The 17095-nt window shown below is 43.2% G+C and carries 21 protein-coding genes and 1 tRNA gene; 10 read left to right on the forward strand and 12 right to left on the reverse strand.

Going from position 1 to position 17095, the window contains the following annotated elements; translation table 11 throughout:
* Positions 1-101 precede the first annotated feature (101 nt).
* The 3 genes from argC to MUY27_RS17755 all read right to left on the reverse strand — a co-directional run bounded on the left by argC (position 102) and on the right by MUY27_RS17755 (position 3119).
* Positions 102-1124, reverse strand: a complete 1023-nt coding sequence (argC, locus tag MUY27_RS17745; protein ID WP_245132332.1) for an N-acetyl-gamma-glutamyl-phosphate reductase — start codon at positions 1122-1124, stop codon at positions 102-104.
* Positions 1125-1210: 86 nt separating this feature from the next.
* Positions 1211-2425, reverse strand: coding sequence for an argininosuccinate synthase (argG, locus tag MUY27_RS17750; protein ID WP_245132289.1), 1215 nt, complete (start codon positions 2423-2425; stop codon positions 1211-1213).
* Between the two features lie 19 nt (positions 2426-2444).
* Positions 2445-3119 (reverse strand): GNAT family N-acetyltransferase, encoded by a 675-nt coding sequence (locus MUY27_RS17755; RefSeq protein ID WP_245132290.1) that lies wholly within the window; start codon positions 3117-3119, stop codon positions 2445-2447.
* 434 nt (positions 3120-3553) lie between these two features.
* Between MUY27_RS17755 and MUY27_RS17760 the strand changes: the two genes are divergently transcribed.
* Entirely contained in the window at positions 3554-4396 is an 843-nt protein-coding gene (locus tag MUY27_RS17760; RefSeq protein ID WP_245132293.1) for an MBL fold metallo-hydrolase, read from the forward strand.
* Positions 4397-4524: 128 nt separating this feature from the next.
* Here the strand turns inward: MUY27_RS17760 and MUY27_RS17765 are convergent, their stop codons facing one another.
* The gene (locus MUY27_RS17765) at positions 4525-4929 is read right to left on the reverse strand and encodes an SPW repeat domain-containing protein (protein WP_245132295.1); all 405 of its coding nucleotides are present in this window, start codon (positions 4927-4929) and stop codon (positions 4525-4527) included.
* Between the two features lie 518 nt (positions 4930-5447).
* On the opposite strand from MUY27_RS17765, the gene MUY27_RS17770 reads away from it, so the two are divergent.
* The 3 genes from MUY27_RS17770 to MUY27_RS17780 all read left to right on the forward strand — a co-directional run bounded on the left by MUY27_RS17770 (position 5448) and on the right by MUY27_RS17780 (position 6393).
* A complete protein-coding gene (locus MUY27_RS17770; protein WP_245132296.1) occupies positions 5448-5705 on the forward strand; it encodes a hypothetical protein in 258 nt (85 codons plus the stop codon).
* 10 nt (positions 5706-5715) lie between these two features.
* Positions 5716-6093 (forward strand): single-stranded DNA-binding protein, encoded by a 378-nt coding sequence (locus tag MUY27_RS17775; RefSeq protein WP_245132298.1) that lies wholly within the window; start codon positions 5716-5718, stop codon positions 6091-6093.
* 72 nt (positions 6094-6165) lie between these two features.
* Complete coding sequence (locus tag MUY27_RS17780; RefSeq protein WP_245132300.1) at positions 6166-6393, forward strand: hypothetical protein; 228 nt, start codon at positions 6166-6168, stop codon at positions 6391-6393.
* A gap of 8 nt (positions 6394-6401) precedes the next feature.
* On the opposite strand, the gene MUY27_RS17785 is transcribed toward MUY27_RS17780, so the two are convergent.
* From MUY27_RS17785 to MUY27_RS17795, 4 genes are all read right to left on the reverse strand, one after another.
* The gene (locus MUY27_RS17785) at positions 6402-7418 is read right to left on the reverse strand and encodes a fatty acid desaturase (RefSeq protein WP_245132303.1); all 1017 of its coding nucleotides are present in this window, start codon (positions 7416-7418) and stop codon (positions 6402-6404) included.
* 36 nt (positions 7419-7454) lie between these two features.
* Complete coding sequence (locus MUY27_RS17790) at positions 7455-7772, reverse strand: hypothetical protein (protein ID WP_245132305.1); 318 nt, start codon at positions 7770-7772, stop codon at positions 7455-7457.
* Position 7773: 1 nt separating this feature from the next.
* Positions 7774-7902 carry a hypothetical protein gene (locus MUY27_RS20595; RefSeq protein ID WP_262918352.1) on the reverse strand — a complete coding sequence of 43 codons (129 nt, stop codon included), beginning with the start codon at positions 7900-7902 and terminating at the stop codon, positions 7774-7776.
* A gap of 358 nt (positions 7903-8260) precedes the next feature.
* Positions 8261-8455 (reverse strand): cold-shock protein, encoded by a 195-nt coding sequence (locus tag MUY27_RS17795; RefSeq protein ID WP_245132307.1) that lies wholly within the window; start codon positions 8453-8455, stop codon positions 8261-8263.
* A gap of 284 nt (positions 8456-8739) precedes the next feature.
* Here MUY27_RS17795 and MUY27_RS17800 point away from each other — a divergent pair, with 284 nt between their 5' ends.
* The 4 genes from MUY27_RS17800 (at position 8740) to MUY27_RS17815 (ending at position 13978) form a co-directional block, all read left to right on the forward strand.
* Complete coding sequence (locus MUY27_RS17800) at positions 8740-10455, forward strand: FAD/NAD(P)-binding protein (protein WP_245132310.1); 1716 nt, start codon at positions 8740-8742, stop codon at positions 10453-10455.
* 6 nt (positions 10456-10461) lie between these two features.
* Positions 10462-11031 carry a DUF1543 domain-containing protein gene (locus MUY27_RS17805; RefSeq protein WP_245132313.1) on the forward strand — a complete coding sequence of 190 codons (570 nt, stop codon included), beginning with the start codon at positions 10462-10464 and terminating at the stop codon, positions 11029-11031.
* Between the two features lie 64 nt (positions 11032-11095).
* Complete coding sequence (locus MUY27_RS17810; RefSeq protein ID WP_245132314.1) at positions 11096-12508, forward strand: SDR family oxidoreductase; 1413 nt, start codon at positions 11096-11098, stop codon at positions 12506-12508.
* Positions 12509-12682: 174 nt separating this feature from the next.
* Entirely contained in the window at positions 12683-13978 is a 1296-nt protein-coding gene (locus MUY27_RS17815; protein WP_245132317.1) for a DEAD/DEAH box helicase, read from the forward strand.
* 46 nt (positions 13979-14024) lie between these two features.
* Here MUY27_RS17815 and MUY27_RS17820 read toward each other — a convergent pair whose 3' ends face one another.
* The 3 genes from MUY27_RS17820 to MUY27_RS17830 form a co-directional block, all read right to left on the reverse strand.
* On the reverse strand, positions 14025-14249 hold the full coding sequence (locus MUY27_RS17820; protein ID WP_245132319.1) for a VF530 family protein: 225 nt from the start codon (positions 14247-14249) through the stop codon (positions 14025-14027).
* A gap of 110 nt (positions 14250-14359) precedes the next feature.
* Complete coding sequence (locus MUY27_RS17825) at positions 14360-14644, reverse strand: hypothetical protein (RefSeq protein ID WP_245132322.1); 285 nt, start codon at positions 14642-14644, stop codon at positions 14360-14362.
* A 176-nt stretch (positions 14645-14820) separates the two neighbouring features.
* Complete coding sequence (locus tag MUY27_RS17830) at positions 14821-15204, reverse strand: winged helix-turn-helix transcriptional regulator (protein WP_245132324.1); 384 nt, start codon at positions 15202-15204, stop codon at positions 14821-14823.
* A gap of 134 nt (positions 15205-15338) precedes the next feature.
* Between MUY27_RS17830 and MUY27_RS17835 the strand changes: the two genes are divergently transcribed.
* Both MUY27_RS17835 and MUY27_RS17840 read left to right on the forward strand, forming a co-directional pair.
* Entirely contained in the window at positions 15339-16121 is a 783-nt protein-coding gene (locus MUY27_RS17835) for an SDR family oxidoreductase (RefSeq protein WP_245132325.1), read from the forward strand.
* A 32-nt stretch (positions 16122-16153) separates the two neighbouring features.
* Positions 16154-16477, forward strand: coding sequence for a nuclear transport factor 2 family protein (locus tag MUY27_RS17840; RefSeq protein ID WP_245132327.1), 324 nt, complete (start codon positions 16154-16156; stop codon positions 16475-16477).
* Positions 16478-16598: 121 nt separating this feature from the next.
* Here MUY27_RS17840 and MUY27_RS17845 read toward each other — a convergent pair.
* Positions 16599-16672, reverse strand: a tRNA-Pro gene (locus MUY27_RS17845).
* Positions 16673-17095: the final 423 nt, after the last annotated feature.

Consider the following 17095-nt stretch of genomic DNA (forward strand, 5'->3'; position numbering starts at 1 on the left):
TTGCGATTCGCCGTTAGGCGAAGAAGCAATCCCCAATATCAATGTGATGAGATTGCTTCGTGCCTCGTAATGACGAGACTATATATATTCTGAAGTGGGGCCTAAAATGCCACTGCTTTCAGTTTTAAACCGGCAGTTTCTTCTAAGCCGAATAATAAGTTCATGTTTTGTACCGCCTGGCCCGATGCTCCTTTCAGCAGGTTATCCATAATGCTAATGATGAATAACTTTTCGCCCTTTTTCTGAACCTGAATGAAACACTTATTGGTGTTTACAATCTGTTTCAGATCTATGTTACGCGTGGTAACGTGGGTAAAAGGATGAGCAGCGTAATAATCGGTATACAGGCTTACTGCTTCCTCGGCAGTAAGGTCGCTATCTAAATATATCGAGGCAATGATGCCTCGGGTAAAGTCGCCCCGATAGGGAATAAAGTTTATGTCCTGATCGAACCCGGATTGCAGTTGCGTTAGGGACTGGCCGATCTCTTTCAGATGCTGATGATCGAACGCTTTGTAAACAGACAGGTTATCGTTACGCCAGGTGAAGTGCGAAGTTTGCGCCAGGCTTTGGCCTGCGCCGGTAGAACCGGTTGTAGCAGTGATATGCACTTCCGCATTTAGTTTGCCTTTTGCTGCCAATGGCAACAGGCCCAGTTGAATACAAGTTGCGAAGCAGCCTGGATTGGCAATGTTTTCGGCTTCCTTAATCTGCTCACGGTTTAACTCAGGTAATCCGTACACGAAAGTGCGCGAAGTATGTTCTGTGCCTTCATAGTCAATAACAGCGTTTTCCGTATGGCGAAAATCTGTACTCAGGTCAATCACCTTAACGTTAGCCGGAAAAGGGTTTGCCGCTAAAAACTTGCGGGCATCACCATGACCAACACAAAGGAAAAGCACATCAATGTTGAACACCATTTCGTCGGTGAATTTTAGTTCCGTTTCGCCAAACAGATCTGTGTGTACCTGGTGAATATAATTTCCGGCGTTGCTGTTGCTGTGGATAAAAACGATTTCAACGTCGGGGTGATTAATCAGGATACGAAGCAATTCGCCGCCTGTATAACCAGCACCGCCGATGATACCGGCTTTAACTTTTTTTCCTCCGGATAGTGGAACCATTACCGTTGGCATCCCCGCCTTGCCCCCTGAAGGGGGTACATTTGAAAAGTTTTGATCAGATATTCCTTCCATTTACTTTATAAGCTTTATGCTTCCCCTTCAGGGGACTGAGGGGTTGCATTCACCTTGTGATAGATCATCACCTGGTTACCGAATATTTTTGAGAAGCCTTTTACATCTTCACCACTCCAGGCGTTGTTCATCTCACCGTAGCTGCCAAACTTGTTTGACATCAGGTCGTGAGCAGACTCGATGCCGGTTACCTGGAAGCGGTATGGGTACAGCTGAACAAATACCTTACCGGTCACGTTTTTCTGAGTGCTGGTAAGGAACGCTTCAATATCACGCATAATAGGGTCGTGGAACTGCCCTTCGTGCAACCAGTTACCATAGAAAGAAGCTAACTGATCTTTCCATGAAAGCTGCCACTTGGTCAATACGTGTTTTTCTAAAGTGTGGTGCGCTTTGATGATCACCATCGGCGCAGCAGCCTCAAAACCTACACGGCCTTTAATACCGATGATGGTATCGCCAACGTGGATATCGCGACCAATGCCGTAAGGCTGGGCGATTGCCTGTAATGCCTGGATGGCTTTGGTTGTATGGCTATAAGTTTCACCGTCAATAGCAACCAGTTCGCCTTGTTTAAATTCTAATTCGATATTGCGTGGCTCTGTAGCAGTAACTTGCGTAGGCCATGCTTCTTCTGGTAAGCCAAGGTTTGAAGTAAGCGTTTCTTTGCCGCCTACAGATGTTCCCCAAATTCCTTTGTTGATAGAGTACTTCGCTTTTTCGAAGTTCATTTCTACACCGTGCTTCTTCAGGTACTCGATCTCTTCTTCGCGGCTCAGTTTCAGGTCGCGGATAGGGGTCAGGATCTGAACATTGGGTACCAGGATATTAAAGATCATGTCGAAACGAACCTGATCATTACCTGCACCTGTACTACCGTGCGCTACATATTCTGCACCAATCTCTTTAGCGTAGTTAGCGATGGCAGTTGCCTGGCTTACACGTTCTGCACTTACAGAAAGTGGGTAGGTGTTATTCTTTAATACGTTGCCGTAAGTAAGAAAACGGATACAAGTGTTATAGAAGTTTTCAGTTTCGTCCACCACATGGTGCGAGGTAACGCCCATTTTGTAAGCGCGCTCTTCAACGCCTTTCAGCTCTTCTTCGCTGAAGCCACCGGTGTTTACAATAACTGAATGCACTTCAAGGCCCAGGTCCTGAGTGAGATAAATACAGCAGAATGAGGTGTCAAGGCCGCCGCTGTAAGCAAGTACTACTTTTTTCTTCATGATTTGGGTATCCGTCAAATTATTTGATCAGGGCCGAAAGGCCTATCAGGGTTAACACTTTTGCCGTGCGCGATTTTAGCGCATTTTCAATTCTTTCGAGCAGGGTAGCTTTTTTCGAAAGCTTTTTCATTTTTTCTTCAAACTCCTTCTGCTTTTCAACCGGGTCCCAAAGCATAGCGGTGCATAAGCAATTCTTGCGGCCTTTAGCTGTCAGGATATCATAGTTGATGCAGCTCCTGCAGCCCTGCCAAAATTGTTCGTCCTGGGTTAGTTCTGAATACGTAACCGGTTCGTAACCTAATTCGGAGTTGATCTTCATGACGGCCAGGCCCGTAGTTAAGCCGAATATTTTTGCGTTGGGATATTTTGTTCTGGACAGTTTGAAAACCGCCTGCTTGATGGCTTTGGCCAATCCGGCTTTTCTGTAAAGCGGATTAACGATCAGGCCAGAGTTGGCTACGAAATCGCCGTGGCTCCAGGTTTCGATATAACAGAAGCCTGCCCAGGTACCGTCTTTATGAAAAGCAATTACTGCTTTGCCTTCCAGCATTTTGTTGGCTACATACTCCGGAGAACGTTGTGCAATGCCGGTGCCCCGTGCTTTGGCAGATTCAGCCATTTCAGTAGTGATCTGCTCTGCGTAATCAACATGCTGGTCTGAGGCAACTATAATATTAAAATCTTTGATGGTCATTTAAATAAACCCTTTAAAAACATGGCTTGCGCCGTAATCAAATAATGTAATTTAGGGACAAAGTGTTTCGACACTTTTATGGGTGGCAGATGGTTAATTTGCTAACCTTAATCAAACCCGGGGAATGAAGATTCGTCGTCGTGACGGAGAGATAACAAAACAAGTGAAACTCAAAGCAGCGGCAACAGGAGCAAAGTTTGCTCTGTAAACCGGTTTATTTATGCCCTGAACGTTCATTTTTATGTGTTTATTACTGTTTTGTTTTTTTGTGCAAATTATTGCATTAATTTTTACTTATGCAAGTAAAAAAATCACATGCTTGCAATATTATAATTTACAGACTTGTTAGCGTTTAACAGGTTTAAAATCCGTGTTAAATAATTCGCGTGCTTAGCTATAAATATTAGCAAGAATAGTTTACTTTGCGGTTAGAAATGGGCTTATACATTGCATCTTTAAATTCGGGCAGTAACGGTAATTGTTACTATGTGGGAAATGAGCAGGAAGCCATCCTGGTTGATGCGGGTATATCTTGCCGCGAGACGGAAAAAAGAATGGCCCGCATTGGCCTGAGCATGGATAACGTAAAGGCCATTTTTGTATCGCATGAACACAGCGACCACATCAGCGGGATACCCGTTTTAGCCAAAAAATATCAGTTACCGGTTTATGTTACGCCCGGTACGCAATACCACGGGCGATTGACCCATGATACCCTGATTATCAGACGGTTTGCCGCTTACGAACCGGTAATGATTGGTGGCCTAAATATTACGGCTTTCCCAAAATTTCATGACGCTTCTGAACCGCATAGCTTTACTGTAAGCTTTAACAATACAAGGGTAGGCGTTATCACCGATATTGGTTCGGCGTGCGAACATGTGGTAAAGTGTTTTAGCACCTGCCATGCGGCATTTCTTGAAGCTAACTACGACGAAGACATGCTGATGAATGGCCGCTATCCATGGCATTTGAAACGCCGGATCAGCGGCGGCAACGGACACCTTTCTAACAGGCAGGCTTTGGAGCTTTTTAAACAGCACCGGCCCGATTACATGAGCCATTTGCTTTTAGCGCACTTGTCGAAAGATAATAATAACCCCGAACTGGTGAAGAACCTGTTCGACGAACATGCCGGGCAAACGGAAATTATCGTTGCTTCAAGATATAACGAAACACCCGTTTACTACGTTTGCGGTGAGCAGCCCGCTAACACGGTGTCGCAACGTCGCGAGATTATGCAGCGACAGGCACCAGTTCAGTTTTCTTTATTCTGATTTCTTAGCGTCTGTTTATCCTTCTGCTGATCTTTCTTCAGGTATTATTTAGTTGGCTACACTGTGTAATTTAGGGTGAAAGAACAGATGTTATAAATTTGATTAATGTTTTCATAGGTAGGTGTTTATTAAATTCGCTGCATCCCGCGGGAATCAAGCAGTTGGAATTTATCGCCGAGAAACGGTGATGGCTGCGTGAATAAGCCTGCACAGAATGAGAGTAAACCAAGCAAAAGATGCGGCAAATAAACATGACTGCAAAAGCCCCACAAGAACGGCGATACCAGGATGATAAACCCGGAAAACATATCCAGCACTAAATGCAGTTGAAAAGGTAATACTTTAATCAGCCCGCCCGGGTGATCGGTAAAAATGGTCATCACCAATTGCATACAGCCCAAAAAAAGCGGAATAAATAGTGCTGCCCCTCCCAGATGTACAAAACCGAACAACCATGGAGATGATGCAATTAAAAGACCGCCGATGTAATCTAATACGCTGTGAAAGCCTGGTGAAATGAAGCCTTTGTTCATGATTTTAAATGTTTTTTAAGGTTATACAATAATGAACTTTAAACAGGGATTTGTTTACCCTGTTTAAAGTTATGTAAAAATAATTACGGCATTATTGTGTCCTTGATATTTTCAAGAATGCCTTTGCCCGGCGTACCGGTTATTTGCTGTTCCTTCATAATTTGTTTAAGTGCCCTGCGTGGCCTTTAAAACAGACGAACGGGGGCGGCCTGTCCTTTTATTTATCGGGCAAAAAGATGAAAATGGAAATATTAAAGGAGAAAGATTTGCTAGGCGATTAAAAGAAGGCGCTGATGGTGAGTTGATTAAAGATCACTGGGATCATAAGGGGAAGGCGACCTGATATGAATGAGCTATTATGGTAAGGTTTTTGATATTTAGTTAAAATAAGCGCAGGTGTCTGTATTAATATTAACTGACCAGCTATAAACCATAACAATTATTTAATAAAGCATTAATCAGTTTGCGCGTTATTGACATAGTATTTTAAACAGACGCATTATTGGAATTTATTCATTATGAGATATCAAGTAATAGTTGAATTAGATGGTGTACCAACCGTAGTTCAGGTGACCCCGGGTACCTATCAGGACAAGCATGTATGGTTAGTGAATTTAGACGGCAGGCAACACATGCTATGCTATCTGTATGATGAGTGGATGCAGCGTAACGAAGACGATTTGACACCGGCGCAGGTTTATGCGATTGGTTGTGCGATTGAGAATCTTCAGGTAGGTCATCAGAACACTGCAATGTCTTTAAGCAAAGCAAGTTAAAAATTGTAATATGACGGGAATTAACAAGGTGATTTTAGTTGGGCATTTGGGGAAGGATCCCGAATTAAGAAAACTGCAGGGCGACGTTTCGGTAACCAGCTTTCCGCTGGCGACCAGCCAGACCAATATGCAGAACGGGCAAAAAGTTGAACAAACCGACTGGCATAACATTGTGATGTGGCGTGGCCTGGCAGATGTTGCCGCAAAATTCCTGAAAAAGGGCAAACTAATTTACCTGGAAGGAAAGCTTCGTACCAGGGACTTCGAAGATAAGGAAGGGGTTTTGAAAACCACTACGGAGATCGTTGCAGAAAACTTTACCCTGTTGGGGAGGAAAAGTGACTTTGACGACACTGTAGAGCTTTCCGCGTCTTTGGATATTAATTAATAATCAAAACCCTTATTTCTGCAGGTTGTTGAGCTAACAACATGGGTATGGAAAAGTGGGCAATTAATTTAAATGATAGCAACCGGATACTGTTCGGACAGGCACCGCATCATTTTTGCTGGAAGTGTTAGTCCGGACTTTTTAATTTACACCATTCTGCTTTTCATCGTCCGGGTGGCTGGGGAAACGAATGAGCGGGCAAAGAAAGTTAGCCTAATCTCTTCTTTTGGGCTTAATATGCCTGTTTTTAAAATAGAAGGAATAATTTTAATTGCCTTCTCGATAGTTATTTTAATTTAATATCGCCTTTAGGAAGCACTGACGTACTTCGCCAGGAAGGCTTGCTTTGAATCTTTATAAGTACTGATTGCGCCAAGCCTGTTTAAAAAACGAATGTATTGCCAGGCAAGGTCAAGCTGGTGAGCTTTAAAGCCGCTCCGGGCGCTTTTGGGATAAAGATGATGGTTGTTGTGCCATTCGCCGGCCACCAATCCCGGCCATAACTGGTTGATAGATTTATCGTTTCGGTTATAGTCTATACCGTCACGTTGTTTATCCTTACCTTGCCCATGTCCATCGTAGTTAAATGTACGGACACCTACCGCCCATATCCCCGCCGCTGCAAACAATGAACATGCCAGCGCAGGGCCGCCGATAAAATAGAAGGTTAAATACCAGAAAGACCAATTAACTATCCATGAAAGCAAGGCGCGTGCGGGGTGCGCGTAAGAGCCCCAGTATTGATATTGGCTATAAGTGTTAGCTTTTACTCCAGTATGCGCCATGAGTCGCTTTACGCGGGCATAATCGGCCTCACTCAAGTCTTTAGATATTGGCTGATGATTTACATCTGCTAGAAAACAATAAAGAAAACCAGCCTGGGCATTATATGGGTCTCCCGGTTGGTCAGATTTGGTATGATGGACATGGTGGGAGATCACATATATTTCTTCGGGGATAATATTAATAGTCAGATTTTGAGTAACGAACCGCCAGAATTTGTTCCTGAATTTGTAAGCGCCGTGTGTACAATAACGGTGATGCCAGATTGTGCCGTGCGTTCCCATAATAATCATTCCATAAACAAAGGCAGCAACTATCGTCCACCAGTGTAGAAAAAAAATAAAAAATCCGAGAAAAAACGGAACAAGGAAAAGTACTTTTAACCAGCTAAAAAAAGGCAGCCAATTCTTTTTGGTCGTAAAGACATTAGTTCTATTGCAAAATTCTTTAAGAAGCTGTTTTGTTGAAGGCTTTATCAGTTTTCCGTTGGCATCCGCCCATCCATAAGCGGGTTGTTGTAATACATGCTCTAAAAAAGGCATTGATAGTTTTTTTAAATAGGGGAGTGATTGTGCAGATTAACGCGGACGGTTGGTATTGTAAGCAACAAGGAACTGTTTTTCCATTGTTTGTAAATCAATATTTCCAACGCGCGTAAACATGGTATTTGCGCGAATCATGGATGCTTTTACTTCAGCTACAAATTCTGTAATAGATTCCGGTAACAGGGCAATAGTAATGGTTGGATGATGACTGCGTTCCAATGTTCGTCTTTCGGATGATGTTACCAAAGAAAGCTGCCAGCTTTCGGTATTCTTAAATCCAAATTCTTTGGCCGTGTTCCCCAGATCATATACATATTCCCTGGCGGTTTGAATAATGCTTTGTTTGGTCATGTTATTTCTTTTTATTAATAATGTCGTTACTGCCTGCAGATTTTTTTCCTATCTGATAGTCAGATTCATTTTTTTTTCCGTTTGCAGAAGGTGCTTTTTTGATGTTTTTTCCGCCTTTGTCTTTGCTCATTTTTTTGTTTTTATGGTAAATTTAATAGTGATGTAATACTGCTTCCGGTTAATAGCTAATAGATACCGAAAAGCTGGATATAATTAATTTTCTAAGCTGATAGTATGGAGAGTCTGTATGAAGACAGAGAAAATGTGTTTTCACTGTCCGATGCACTTACTGGGGCTGAACGCGTAATGGTTGAAGCGCTGTATAATCAGTAAATGTTACAAATGTTAAGCCGGTAAACCATGGCTAATTTTATTTATAACGCGAAATGAGTTTGGTTATTGTGCGTTAGCACAAATTACCCTGTAATGTCATAAAAAAGCACCTGCCGGTAAACGCAGGTGCTTTATAAAGGTTGTATTGTGATGTCTTAGATTACTTTTACATTAATCGCGCTCGGGCCTTTACGGCCTTCTTCTACATCGTAGCTTACCCGATCGTTATCGCGGATCTCACCGATAAGCCCTGTAGCGTGAACGAAAATTTCGTTCCTGTTGTCATTCTGTGAAATAAATCCAAAACCTTTTTGATTGTTGAAAAATTTCACTGTTCCTTCTTTTTGCATTATTTTATTTTTTAATAAGTTGTAAATATAAAAATATTTTTTGGTTTTTGTATTGTTATTTAAAATAAATTTTGGTTCGATTCGGGATTAGCTATACTTAAGAGAATTTGGGGCAGTAGTTATTTGGTTGACTATTGCTTTAAGTCTATAAGTATCTTTATAGGTTATTTCTCTTTTAACGAAATACAATTCGGTATCCGCACGGATAGTGTTCTGCAATCAAACAGAAATCCCTGATAATACGTTGATAAGGAACTGCTGATTTTTTTTCAGTAATTTATCAATTGAAAGCCGATCAACTCACTATCGCGATACTTGGCGGTGGGCCAAGTGCGCTTTTTATGTATAAACGACTGGTCGAATGCGGCCATTCCGGACTGGAAATTCACATCTATGAAAAAGGTGATAGGCTGGGCCCCGGTATGCCTTACAGCCACCTCGGCGCTAACGACGAGCATATTACCAATGTTTCAGGAAATGAGATTCCGGACCTGGTTACGCCGGTAGCGGAATGGATTAATACAGTTCCTAAAGATACACTTCGCAAATATCGCATCGACGCCAATACGTTTAACGCCTATAAAACACTGCCACGCTTACTATTTGGGCAATACCTGGCAGACCAGTTTAAGCTTTTGCAGCAACAGGCCAAGAAAAACGGGATAGAAACGCAGGTGTTTTATAACAGTGCCGTTTCCGATATAATGGATGATCCTGACCTTCAGCAAGTAATCGTTACGGTTGGCGATGAGCACACGCAGAAAAGTTATGACCGTGTAATTGTGTGTACCGGTCATTACTGGCCTAAAACCTACGAAGATAAAATTTCTGGTTATTTTGATTCGCCTTACCCGCCTGCAAAATTAAAATTCAGCGCTGATTATGCCATTGCCATACGTGGTTCCTCATTAACGGCTATCGATGCTATCCGCACCCTGGCCCGTCAGAACGGCAGTTTTAAAAAGGGCAGGAACGGGATATTAAAATATAAGCTGAAGTCGGAAAGTAACGGATTCCGTATCGTGATGCATTCGCGAAACGGGCTATTGCCGGCCCTTCGCTTTCATCTGGACGATTCCCACCTTGGAAAAAATACAGTCTTGTCTGCGGAAGAAGTTGCTTCGATAAGACAAGCGAATGATGGATTTTTGCCGCTGGATTATGTTTTCGAAAAGAACTTTAAAGAAGGCGTGCGAAAGAACGACCCAGAATTTTATGAACGTATCCGGGACTTGTCGATGGAGCAGTTTGTCAATATGGTGATGGAGTTGCGCGAAAGGCTCGACGCCTTTAAGTTGCTTGCTGCCGAGTTTTCAGAAGCCGAGAAATCGATCAAAAGGCGCGAATCTATTTACTGGAAAGAAATGCTGGGTGTACTAAGTTTTGCAATGAACTACCCCGCGAAGTATTTTTCTGCCGAAGATATGCTGCGTATGCAACGGGTATTGATGCCGCTGATTGCGGTGGTTATTGCGTATGTACCCCAAAGTTCTGCCGCAGAAATGCTGGCGATGCACCAGGCCGGCTGCCTGGATATTGTAGCAGTTGGTACAGATAGCAAGGTTGAACCTGTAGGAGAAGGGGGAATTATATTTCATTATACCGATGAGGATAACGTTCAACATAGCAATACTTACCGTGTTTTTGTAGACTGCATAGGGCAACCCCATCTTTCTTACGAAGAGTTGCCTTATCCTGGTTTGTTCAATAATAAAACGGTCAGTCCGGCACGGCTTTACTTCCGCGATCGGCAGCTGGCCATGGAGGAAAAGAATAAGGGCAATGATAAGGTAAAAGAAGATCGTGAGGGGCGCTACTACTTGTTGGTTCCCGGTATTACCATTAATGATAGCTTCCAGGCGGTAGACGAATACAATGCGCTGAACGAGCGGATCTATGTTATGGCGGTGCCGTTCATCGGTGGTTTCAACCCGGATTACTCGGGCCTCGATTTTGGTGAAGCCGCTTCAGCAACAATTATTAAAGCATTGGTTGCGTAATCAACGATGGAGACAGTGAAATTATTTATGGTATTGTTGGGGTCAAAAGGCCCAGGACGAACGGTAGAACAGCACGATTTCTTTTTCGGTATTGGTCACACCCTGAAAGAGCTGGTACCACAAATGCACCAATTCTGGCCCGAGGCTGGTGATACACTGCATATAGACGGCTGGCGCGAAATAACGCATGTGGATGGCTATGCGGTAAGCGTAATACCTGCAGATCAGCCGAACACCGGGAATACAAAACGTTTATTTTTTGTGAATCTTGGCGGTTATCTTACCGGTAAACTGGAAGAGCAACATTATACTTTGCTAATGGTGCAGGATGACCGTAAAGGGGCAGTGAAGTTTTCTACCACTACCCAGTTTTTTAAACAACATAGTATCGCAAAAGTGAAGGGTGCGAGTGCGCATATCGACGAAAAATACGGCATTGATGTAGACGAAGTTTACCGCATTGAAGATGTGTTATCTGCGGAAGATAAAGCACGCTACCGCATAGCGCTCGTGCCGCAGGCCGATGGCGTTGAAGACCAGATCAACCTGGGTTATTACAAACTTGATAAATTATAAACAGTATAAGCGCTTGCAAAAGCATATTGCATAACGGATATTTAATGTTTCAGAACCTGTAGTAATGAGAATTCTTTTAACGGGCGTTACCGGCTATATCGGCAAAAGACTGCTCCCTGTACTTTTAGAAGCCGGGCATCAGGTGATTTGTGTGGTGAGGGACAAGGGCAGGGTAGACCTGAAAAAATATCAATCGCATCAGGTAGAACTGATCGAATGCGATTTGCTGAACAGGGAAACACTCGAAAGGCTTCCGAAAAATGTGGATGCCGCTTATTACCTGGTGCATTCCATGAACGGCGAAGATTTCGAGAGCCGCGAAAAAGCATCAGCAGAAAACTTTACCCGCTATTTAGACCAGACCGAAGCCTGTCAACTGATCTATCTGGGCGGCATTGTAAACAGCAAAGTATTGTCGCCCCATTTATCATCCAGAAAAGCTGTAGAAGACGCGCTAAGGCAGGGTAGCGTTCCGGTAACTGCATTAAGGGCCGGTATTATTGTTGGCTCGGGCAGTGCATCTTTCGAAATTATCAGGGATCTGGTAGAGAAGTTGCCTGTGATGATTACGCCTAAATGGCTGAACACCCGTTGCCAGCCGATAGCGATCAGGAATGTAATCCAGTTCCTTTCTGGGGTATTGAACGATGATTCAACCCATGGGCAACACTATGATATTTGCGGTCCGGATACCCTAACCTATAAGCAGATGTTGTTGCAATTTGCAGAGGTTCGTCAGTTAAAGCGAAAAATTTTTGTGGTACCGGTCATGACACCGCGGATTTCTTCCTATTGGCTGTACTTCATGACGTCGACATCTTATCGCCTGGCAGTAAACCTGGTGGATAGTATGAAAATTGATGTGATCGGGACGCCTAATCATCTGGCAGAACATTTAAATATCGAGTTGATCCCGTATAAGGAATCCATCAGGATGGCCTTCGATAAAATAGAGCAAAATATGGTTTTGTCGTCATGGAACGATGCGGGAAGCGCTGTCTTTGAACAGGGCTTAGCGGCCCATATTGAGGTGCCAGAGTTTGGCGTTTTCCAGGACAAAAAAGTGGAGGAGGCGAAGGATGCTGCCCGTTCCGAAGAAAAGATATTTGCCATCGGCGGCCGCTCGGGTTGGTATTACGCAAACTGGCTTTGGGCATTCAGGGGATGGCTCGATCGTTTGTTTGGCGGCGTTGGCTTGCGTCGCGGCCGTAAAAATGCGAGTGAGGTAAGTCCGGGTGATGCCTTGGATTTTTGGCGGGTGATTTTGGCCGACAAGGAAACAAAAAGATTATTGCTTTATGCAGAAATGAAATTGCCGGGAGAAGCGTGGCTGGAGTTTTGCATCGACGAGGAGAATAAGGTACATCAAACTGCTACCTTCAGGCCGCACGGGTTAGCGGGCAGGTTATACTGGTATGCCATGCTGCCTTTTCACCATTTTATCTTCAGAGGTATGTTAAGCGAGATTGTGAAGTAAGCCCGGGCGACGGATGGATTAATCTTCCAGCGTTTATATGATAACTGCACATCCGTCGGTTACGTTTCTGTATTATATTTTAAGTGAAGCACTTGTTTTTCATTCAGATCCCCATCCGTAATACGCCTTAAAAAGAATAACTTTGTTGCCCTCCGGGGATTTTAAATATCAGATATGGCGTGGTTAGAAAAATTAAAGCTGAAAAAAGGCTTAATTCAATCTTTAAATGAAGCAGGTTTCGTTGCTCCTAAAGAAATTCAGCAAAAAACGTTAGCGCGCATTAACGGCGGTCAGGATGTAATAGCCATTGGCCCCGAGGGCTGCGGTAAAACCACTACCTATATATTAGCCGCGCTCAATAAGTTTAATTATACGCCAGATGGTGTGCCCAAAGTTTTAATACTGATGCCTGATAAAGAAAGGGTAGAAGAGGTAATTGCTAAAATTGGCGAGCTGAATAAGAATAAAACGCTATCGATTGTCCCGTTATTTGCTACGCCGGGTATAGAGGCCCAGATGGATGCCATGGCCGATGGCGCCGATATTGTGGTTGCCACACCAGACCGGGCGCGTGCCATTTACCTGAAACTTGGCCTGGATGTAAATAAAATAGAGTTGCTGGTGATTGATGATGCCGAACTGATTGTTAAGCAAGGTTTGCAACTGCCCGTTGCCGAACTGGCGGACAGCATCCCACGGTGCCAACACCTGGTCTTTACCGAAGTTATGCACGAGCGATTGAACAAGATGATAGCTCCTTTTATGAAACAGCCTGCTATCATCGAGGTTGAAGAAATAGGGGAGCCCCAGTTTGAAATGCATTCGCAGATCTTATATCTGCTGCCCAACTTTGGTACTAAGGTAAACCTCCTGAACTTGTTTATGCAGGATGATGAAATGTTTACCAGGGTAGTGCTATTTGTGAATACCCGCCCGACTGCCGAGAAACTTTACAAAAGCTTGCATGACCGTAAAAGTACCGTGGCCATACTAAATCCGTGGTTTTTTGATATGGACGGGTTTACGTCGATGGGTGAATTTAAAAGTTCAGCTACCCGGGTACTGATTGTTGTTAACGAGGGGCAACAGCAATTAGATCTGGATGACATCCCATTCCTGATCCATTTCGAATTACCGGTGGAGAAAGAAACCTACATCAATCGGATGATTACTAATGCTGAAGGTGTTGAAAATGAAACCATGGCGATTACCTTCGCAACAGATCTGGAATTAACCGCAGTTAAAAAAATTGAACAGGCTACAGGAAGGAAAATTCCACCTGGAGAGTTGCCTGAAGATTTGATCATTGAAAAAGAGCGCACTTCTGCTGACGTTGCTCCTAAGAAGCCTGCGAAAACTAACGCTGATGCTCCCGGAGCAGCATTCCATGAAAAGAAAGCCAGCAATGCCAAAACCTATAATTACAGGGCCGGTGTAAAAGCCAAGATGAATAATAAGAAAAAGCACTAAGACCAATGGTTGGTTAGGGATATATGCCTACGCGGAGCCTCTTATTTTATTTGACAAAAGAGGTAGAGATATAAAGGTCTTCCACCTTTTTTCTTGCCCATTCTGTTTTACGAAGAAACTTCAGGCTGGATTTAATGCTCGGGTTATCATTAAAACAGTTGATTCGAATGCGAGTCCCCAGTTCCGGCCAGCCATAATAAGCCACCAGTTCATTTAGTATGGCTTCTAAAGTTTTACCATGAAGCGGGTTATTGGCTTGCTGTTGCGTCATGCGTAAAAGTAATATAATTCTGCGCAGGCGTTTTCATGCTTTTAGCCGAAGGTCCACTAAGAAAACGCGTGCGGTTCGGAAAGAAAGAACCAGGCGTTTAAGAAATGGTTCTACGGAACAGATTTCCAGATCTTAAAGGTGTTCTCATACACTCCTTCCTCATCACGAATGATCAACGATAGATCATGCTTGCGTACCGGTACCTCTTTATCAACCGTTAGGTAAATCTGCTGAAGTAATGAGCCCAAACGGTGCTCGACATCGAATTTTGAAATAGAAACAATAATTTGATTAGCTACAGTACTTACCGTGCCGACAACAATTAAGTGGTTTTTGATCAGGTGCCCAACTGTCTGGCTAAGTTCTGCAAATTGTGAAAAATGTAGCGGGTTCATTGGCAATTCTCCTCGTACAAAGTTATTGTTGAAATTTACTTCTCTTAGTTGTAACGCTTGGACTCGGTGAGGTATTGTAAGCAGCGGAGATTTTTTGTAAAGATTGCGCGATCTGGTAATTGTATTAGATAGTTAGACCTTAAGCAGGATAATAGCAAGGTAATCTGTCTGATTAGCTAAACGTTTTCCGGATCAATTGGTGATGGTGCGTATTGTTTCATAATAACCTTACGCAGTCGCTCCTGATGCTCGTCACCCCATAAGCCAATCGCAGAAATCAACGGAATAAGTGTCTTGCCAAAGTCAGTAAGACGATATTCTACTTTTGGAGGCATTACAGGGTAGATTATTCTAGTCACTAACTCATGATCTTCAAGCTCTTTCAACTGTACATTCAGCACTCGTCTGGTAGCGTCCGGGATCTTACGTTGCAGTTCACTGGGCCTTAAGTTGCCTTCGTGAATGAACCATAGCATACGTATCTTCCATTTGCCATATAGTACTTCACCAACCAGATCAAGGCCGCATTTAAGGTTCGGTATCAGTTTCCTCTCGTACATACCGTAAAGTTAAACCTATAGCCCAACCCATGCAATAGGGGAGAAATTTATCCCTATCTGAATCATAACCCCGTACTTGTGATGAGCTAAGGTACTTCAGAGATTTGTACAAAGAATTTTAAATACAAGCTAGAATGGATTATCAAAATGAGCTATCAGGCAAAATTGCGCTGGTAACAGGAGGTACAAAAGGGGCCGGTAAGGCTATTGCGGAAAGGCTGTTGCAAGCTGGTGCCACTGTAATTATAACGGCAAGAAATACTCCTGAAAAAGAAAATAGCAGCCTGCATTTTATCGCTTCCGATTTAAGCAAGGCAGAAGATGCGCAAAAGGTAATCAGCGAAGTGCTGTCAACCTATGGCAGGCTGGATATCCTGGTTAACAATCTTGGCGCTTCGTCGACACCCGCCGGTGGTTTTTCAGCATTGAGTGATGATGATTGGTTATCAACGCTTCAAGCTAATTTGCTTGCTCCTGTCAGGCTTGACCGGGGATTTTTACCACAAATGATTGACCGAAAAAGTGGAGTTATCATTCACATCGCTTCCATCCAGGGCAAATTGCCGCTATACGATTCTACCTTGCCTTATGCAGCTTCAAAAGCGGGATTAATCAATTACAGCAAAAGTTTGTCAAATGAAGTGACACCAAAAGGAGTCCGGGTATTAACTGTTTCGCCAGGGTGGATAAATACAACAGCGTCTCTATCGTGGTTGGGTGAGATTGCAAGGAATGCAAATAGCACGATAGAAGAAGCGCAGCAAGGTGTTATGGATGCATTGGGTGGTATACCTTACGGTAGGCCTGCCGAACCGGAAGAAGTAGCCGAATTGGTTGGCTTTCTGGTTTCACCAAGAGCCAATTACTTAACGGGAACAAATTTCGTCATAGACGGAGGAACCATACCAACAATTTAATAGCATAAAATTATATCTAAATAGCAAATACCATGAATTTACCAACAGTAGTTACCCAATTAGTCAACGCGCAAAACAATTACGACAGCAAGACCTATGCAGAGTGTTTCACAGATACGGCTATAGTTCACGACGAAGGCAAGACTCATAATGGAAAGGAAGAAATTTACCAATGGATTGAAGATGCCAACAAAAAGTACAAAAGTTTGATGAAACCACTAAAATATGAAGAATCCGCATCGAAAGGAATATTGATAGCAGAAGTATCCGGGAACTTTACAGGAAGCCCTGTAGTTCTGCAATTTCATTTAGTATTCAAAGATAATTATATTGATTCTTTGAAAGTAACCGGATAATGCTGGGTATAGACAAAGTTCTGCTTGAGCTGATATAACTTGGCGGGAATTGAGCAGGTTGTTCATAAAAAAACCTCTGAACTTTCGGTTCAGAGGTTTTTACGTTTGGTATCGCTTGTTGTCGGGATGGCAGGATTCGAACCTGCGGCCTCCACATCCCAAATGTGGCGCGATACCGGGCTACGCTACATCCCGTTTGCGTGGTGCAAAAGTACATCTATAAATGGCTTCTGCAAAGTTTTTTTTCAAAAAAATGTAGTGTTAAAGTTTATTTAGGTTTAACATATTCATAATCAAATTCTTATTTACCAGAATTTTTTTTGTGCCGACATGGATTGTGTTAAAGGCATAGGCTAGGACTACGGCTAATCATGTTCAGTAGCCATTAAACGAAGAGGCTGTCTCAAAAGGGCAGTCTCTTGTTGTTTAAGGGATATATTTTTAGTAACTTAAAGACATGGGAGGCAAAGTAGTCTTTAAGGAATATGACCCTGACCAGTTAACGTTTTTACCTTATAAACTGGAGGAGTTGGTACCGGAAGGTCACCCGGTACGTATCGTGAAGCAGGTGGTTGATGAAGTGGATGTCAAGCCGATCAACCGGAAGTATAAAGGCGG

The sequence above is a fragment of the Mucilaginibacter straminoryzae genome, assembly GCF_022953055.1.
In the GTDB taxonomy this organism is placed as follows: Bacteria; Bacteroidota; Bacteroidia; order Sphingobacteriales; family Sphingobacteriaceae; genus Mucilaginibacter; species Mucilaginibacter straminoryzae.

Bases quoted from the DNA above. Each gene is read 5' to 3' on its own strand.
- argC (WP_245132332.1), bottom strand. From the start codon at position 1,124: ATGGTTCCACTATCCGGAGGAAAAAAAGTTAAAGCCGGTATCATCGGC.
- argG (WP_245132289.1), bottom strand. From the start codon at position 2,425: ATGAAGAAAAAAGTAGTACTTGCTTACAGCGGCGGCCTTGACACCTCA.
- MUY27_RS17755 (WP_245132290.1), bottom strand. From the start codon at position 3,119: ATGACCATCAAAGATTTTAATATTATAGTTGCCTCAGACCAGCATGTT.
- MUY27_RS17760 (WP_245132293.1), top strand. From the start codon at position 3,554: ATGGGCTTATACATTGCATCTTTAAATTCGGGCAGTAACGGTAATTGT.
- MUY27_RS17765 (WP_245132295.1), bottom strand. From the start codon at position 4,929: ATGAACAAAGGCTTCATTTCACCAGGCTTTCACAGCGTATTAGATTAC.
- MUY27_RS17770 (WP_245132296.1), top strand. From the start codon at position 5,448: ATGAGATATCAAGTAATAGTTGAATTAGATGGTGTACCAACCGTAGTT.
- MUY27_RS17775 (WP_245132298.1), top strand. From the start codon at position 5,716: ATGACGGGAATTAACAAGGTGATTTTAGTTGGGCATTTGGGGAAGGAT.
- MUY27_RS17780 (WP_245132300.1), top strand. From the start codon at position 6,166: ATGATAGCAACCGGATACTGTTCGGACAGGCACCGCATCATTTTTGCT.
- MUY27_RS17785 (WP_245132303.1), bottom strand. From the start codon at position 7,418: ATGCCTTTTTTAGAGCATGTATTACAACAACCCGCTTATGGATGGGCG.
- MUY27_RS17790 (WP_245132305.1), bottom strand. From the start codon at position 7,772: ATGACCAAACAAAGCATTATTCAAACCGCCAGGGAATATGTATATGAT.
- MUY27_RS20595 (WP_262918352.1), bottom strand. From the start codon at position 7,902: ATGAGCAAAGACAAAGGCGGAAAAAACATCAAAAAAGCACCTTCTGCA.
- MUY27_RS17795 (WP_245132307.1), bottom strand. From the start codon at position 8,455: ATGCAAAAAGAAGGAACAGTGAAATTTTTCAACAATCAAAAAGGTTTT.
- MUY27_RS17805 (WP_245132313.1), top strand. From the start codon at position 10,462: ATGGAGACAGTGAAATTATTTATGGTATTGTTGGGGTCAAAAGGCCCA.
- MUY27_RS17810 (WP_245132314.1), top strand. From the start codon at position 11,096: ATGAGAATTCTTTTAACGGGCGTTACCGGCTATATCGGCAAAAGACTG.
- MUY27_RS17815 (WP_245132317.1), top strand. From the start codon at position 12,683: ATGGCGTGGTTAGAAAAATTAAAGCTGAAAAAAGGCTTAATTCAATCT.
- MUY27_RS17820 (WP_245132319.1), bottom strand. From the start codon at position 14,249: ATGACGCAACAGCAAGCCAATAACCCGCTTCATGGTAAAACTTTAGAA.
- MUY27_RS17825 (WP_245132322.1), bottom strand. From the start codon at position 14,644: ATGAACCCGCTACATTTTTCACAATTTGCAGAACTTAGCCAGACAGTT.
- MUY27_RS17830 (WP_245132324.1), bottom strand. From the start codon at position 15,204: ATGTACGAGAGGAAACTGATACCGAACCTTAAATGCGGCCTTGATCTG.
- MUY27_RS17835 (WP_245132325.1), top strand. From the start codon at position 15,339: ATGGATTATCAAAATGAGCTATCAGGCAAAATTGCGCTGGTAACAGGA.
- MUY27_RS17840 (WP_245132327.1), top strand. From the start codon at position 16,154: ATGAATTTACCAACAGTAGTTACCCAATTAGTCAACGCGCAAAACAAT.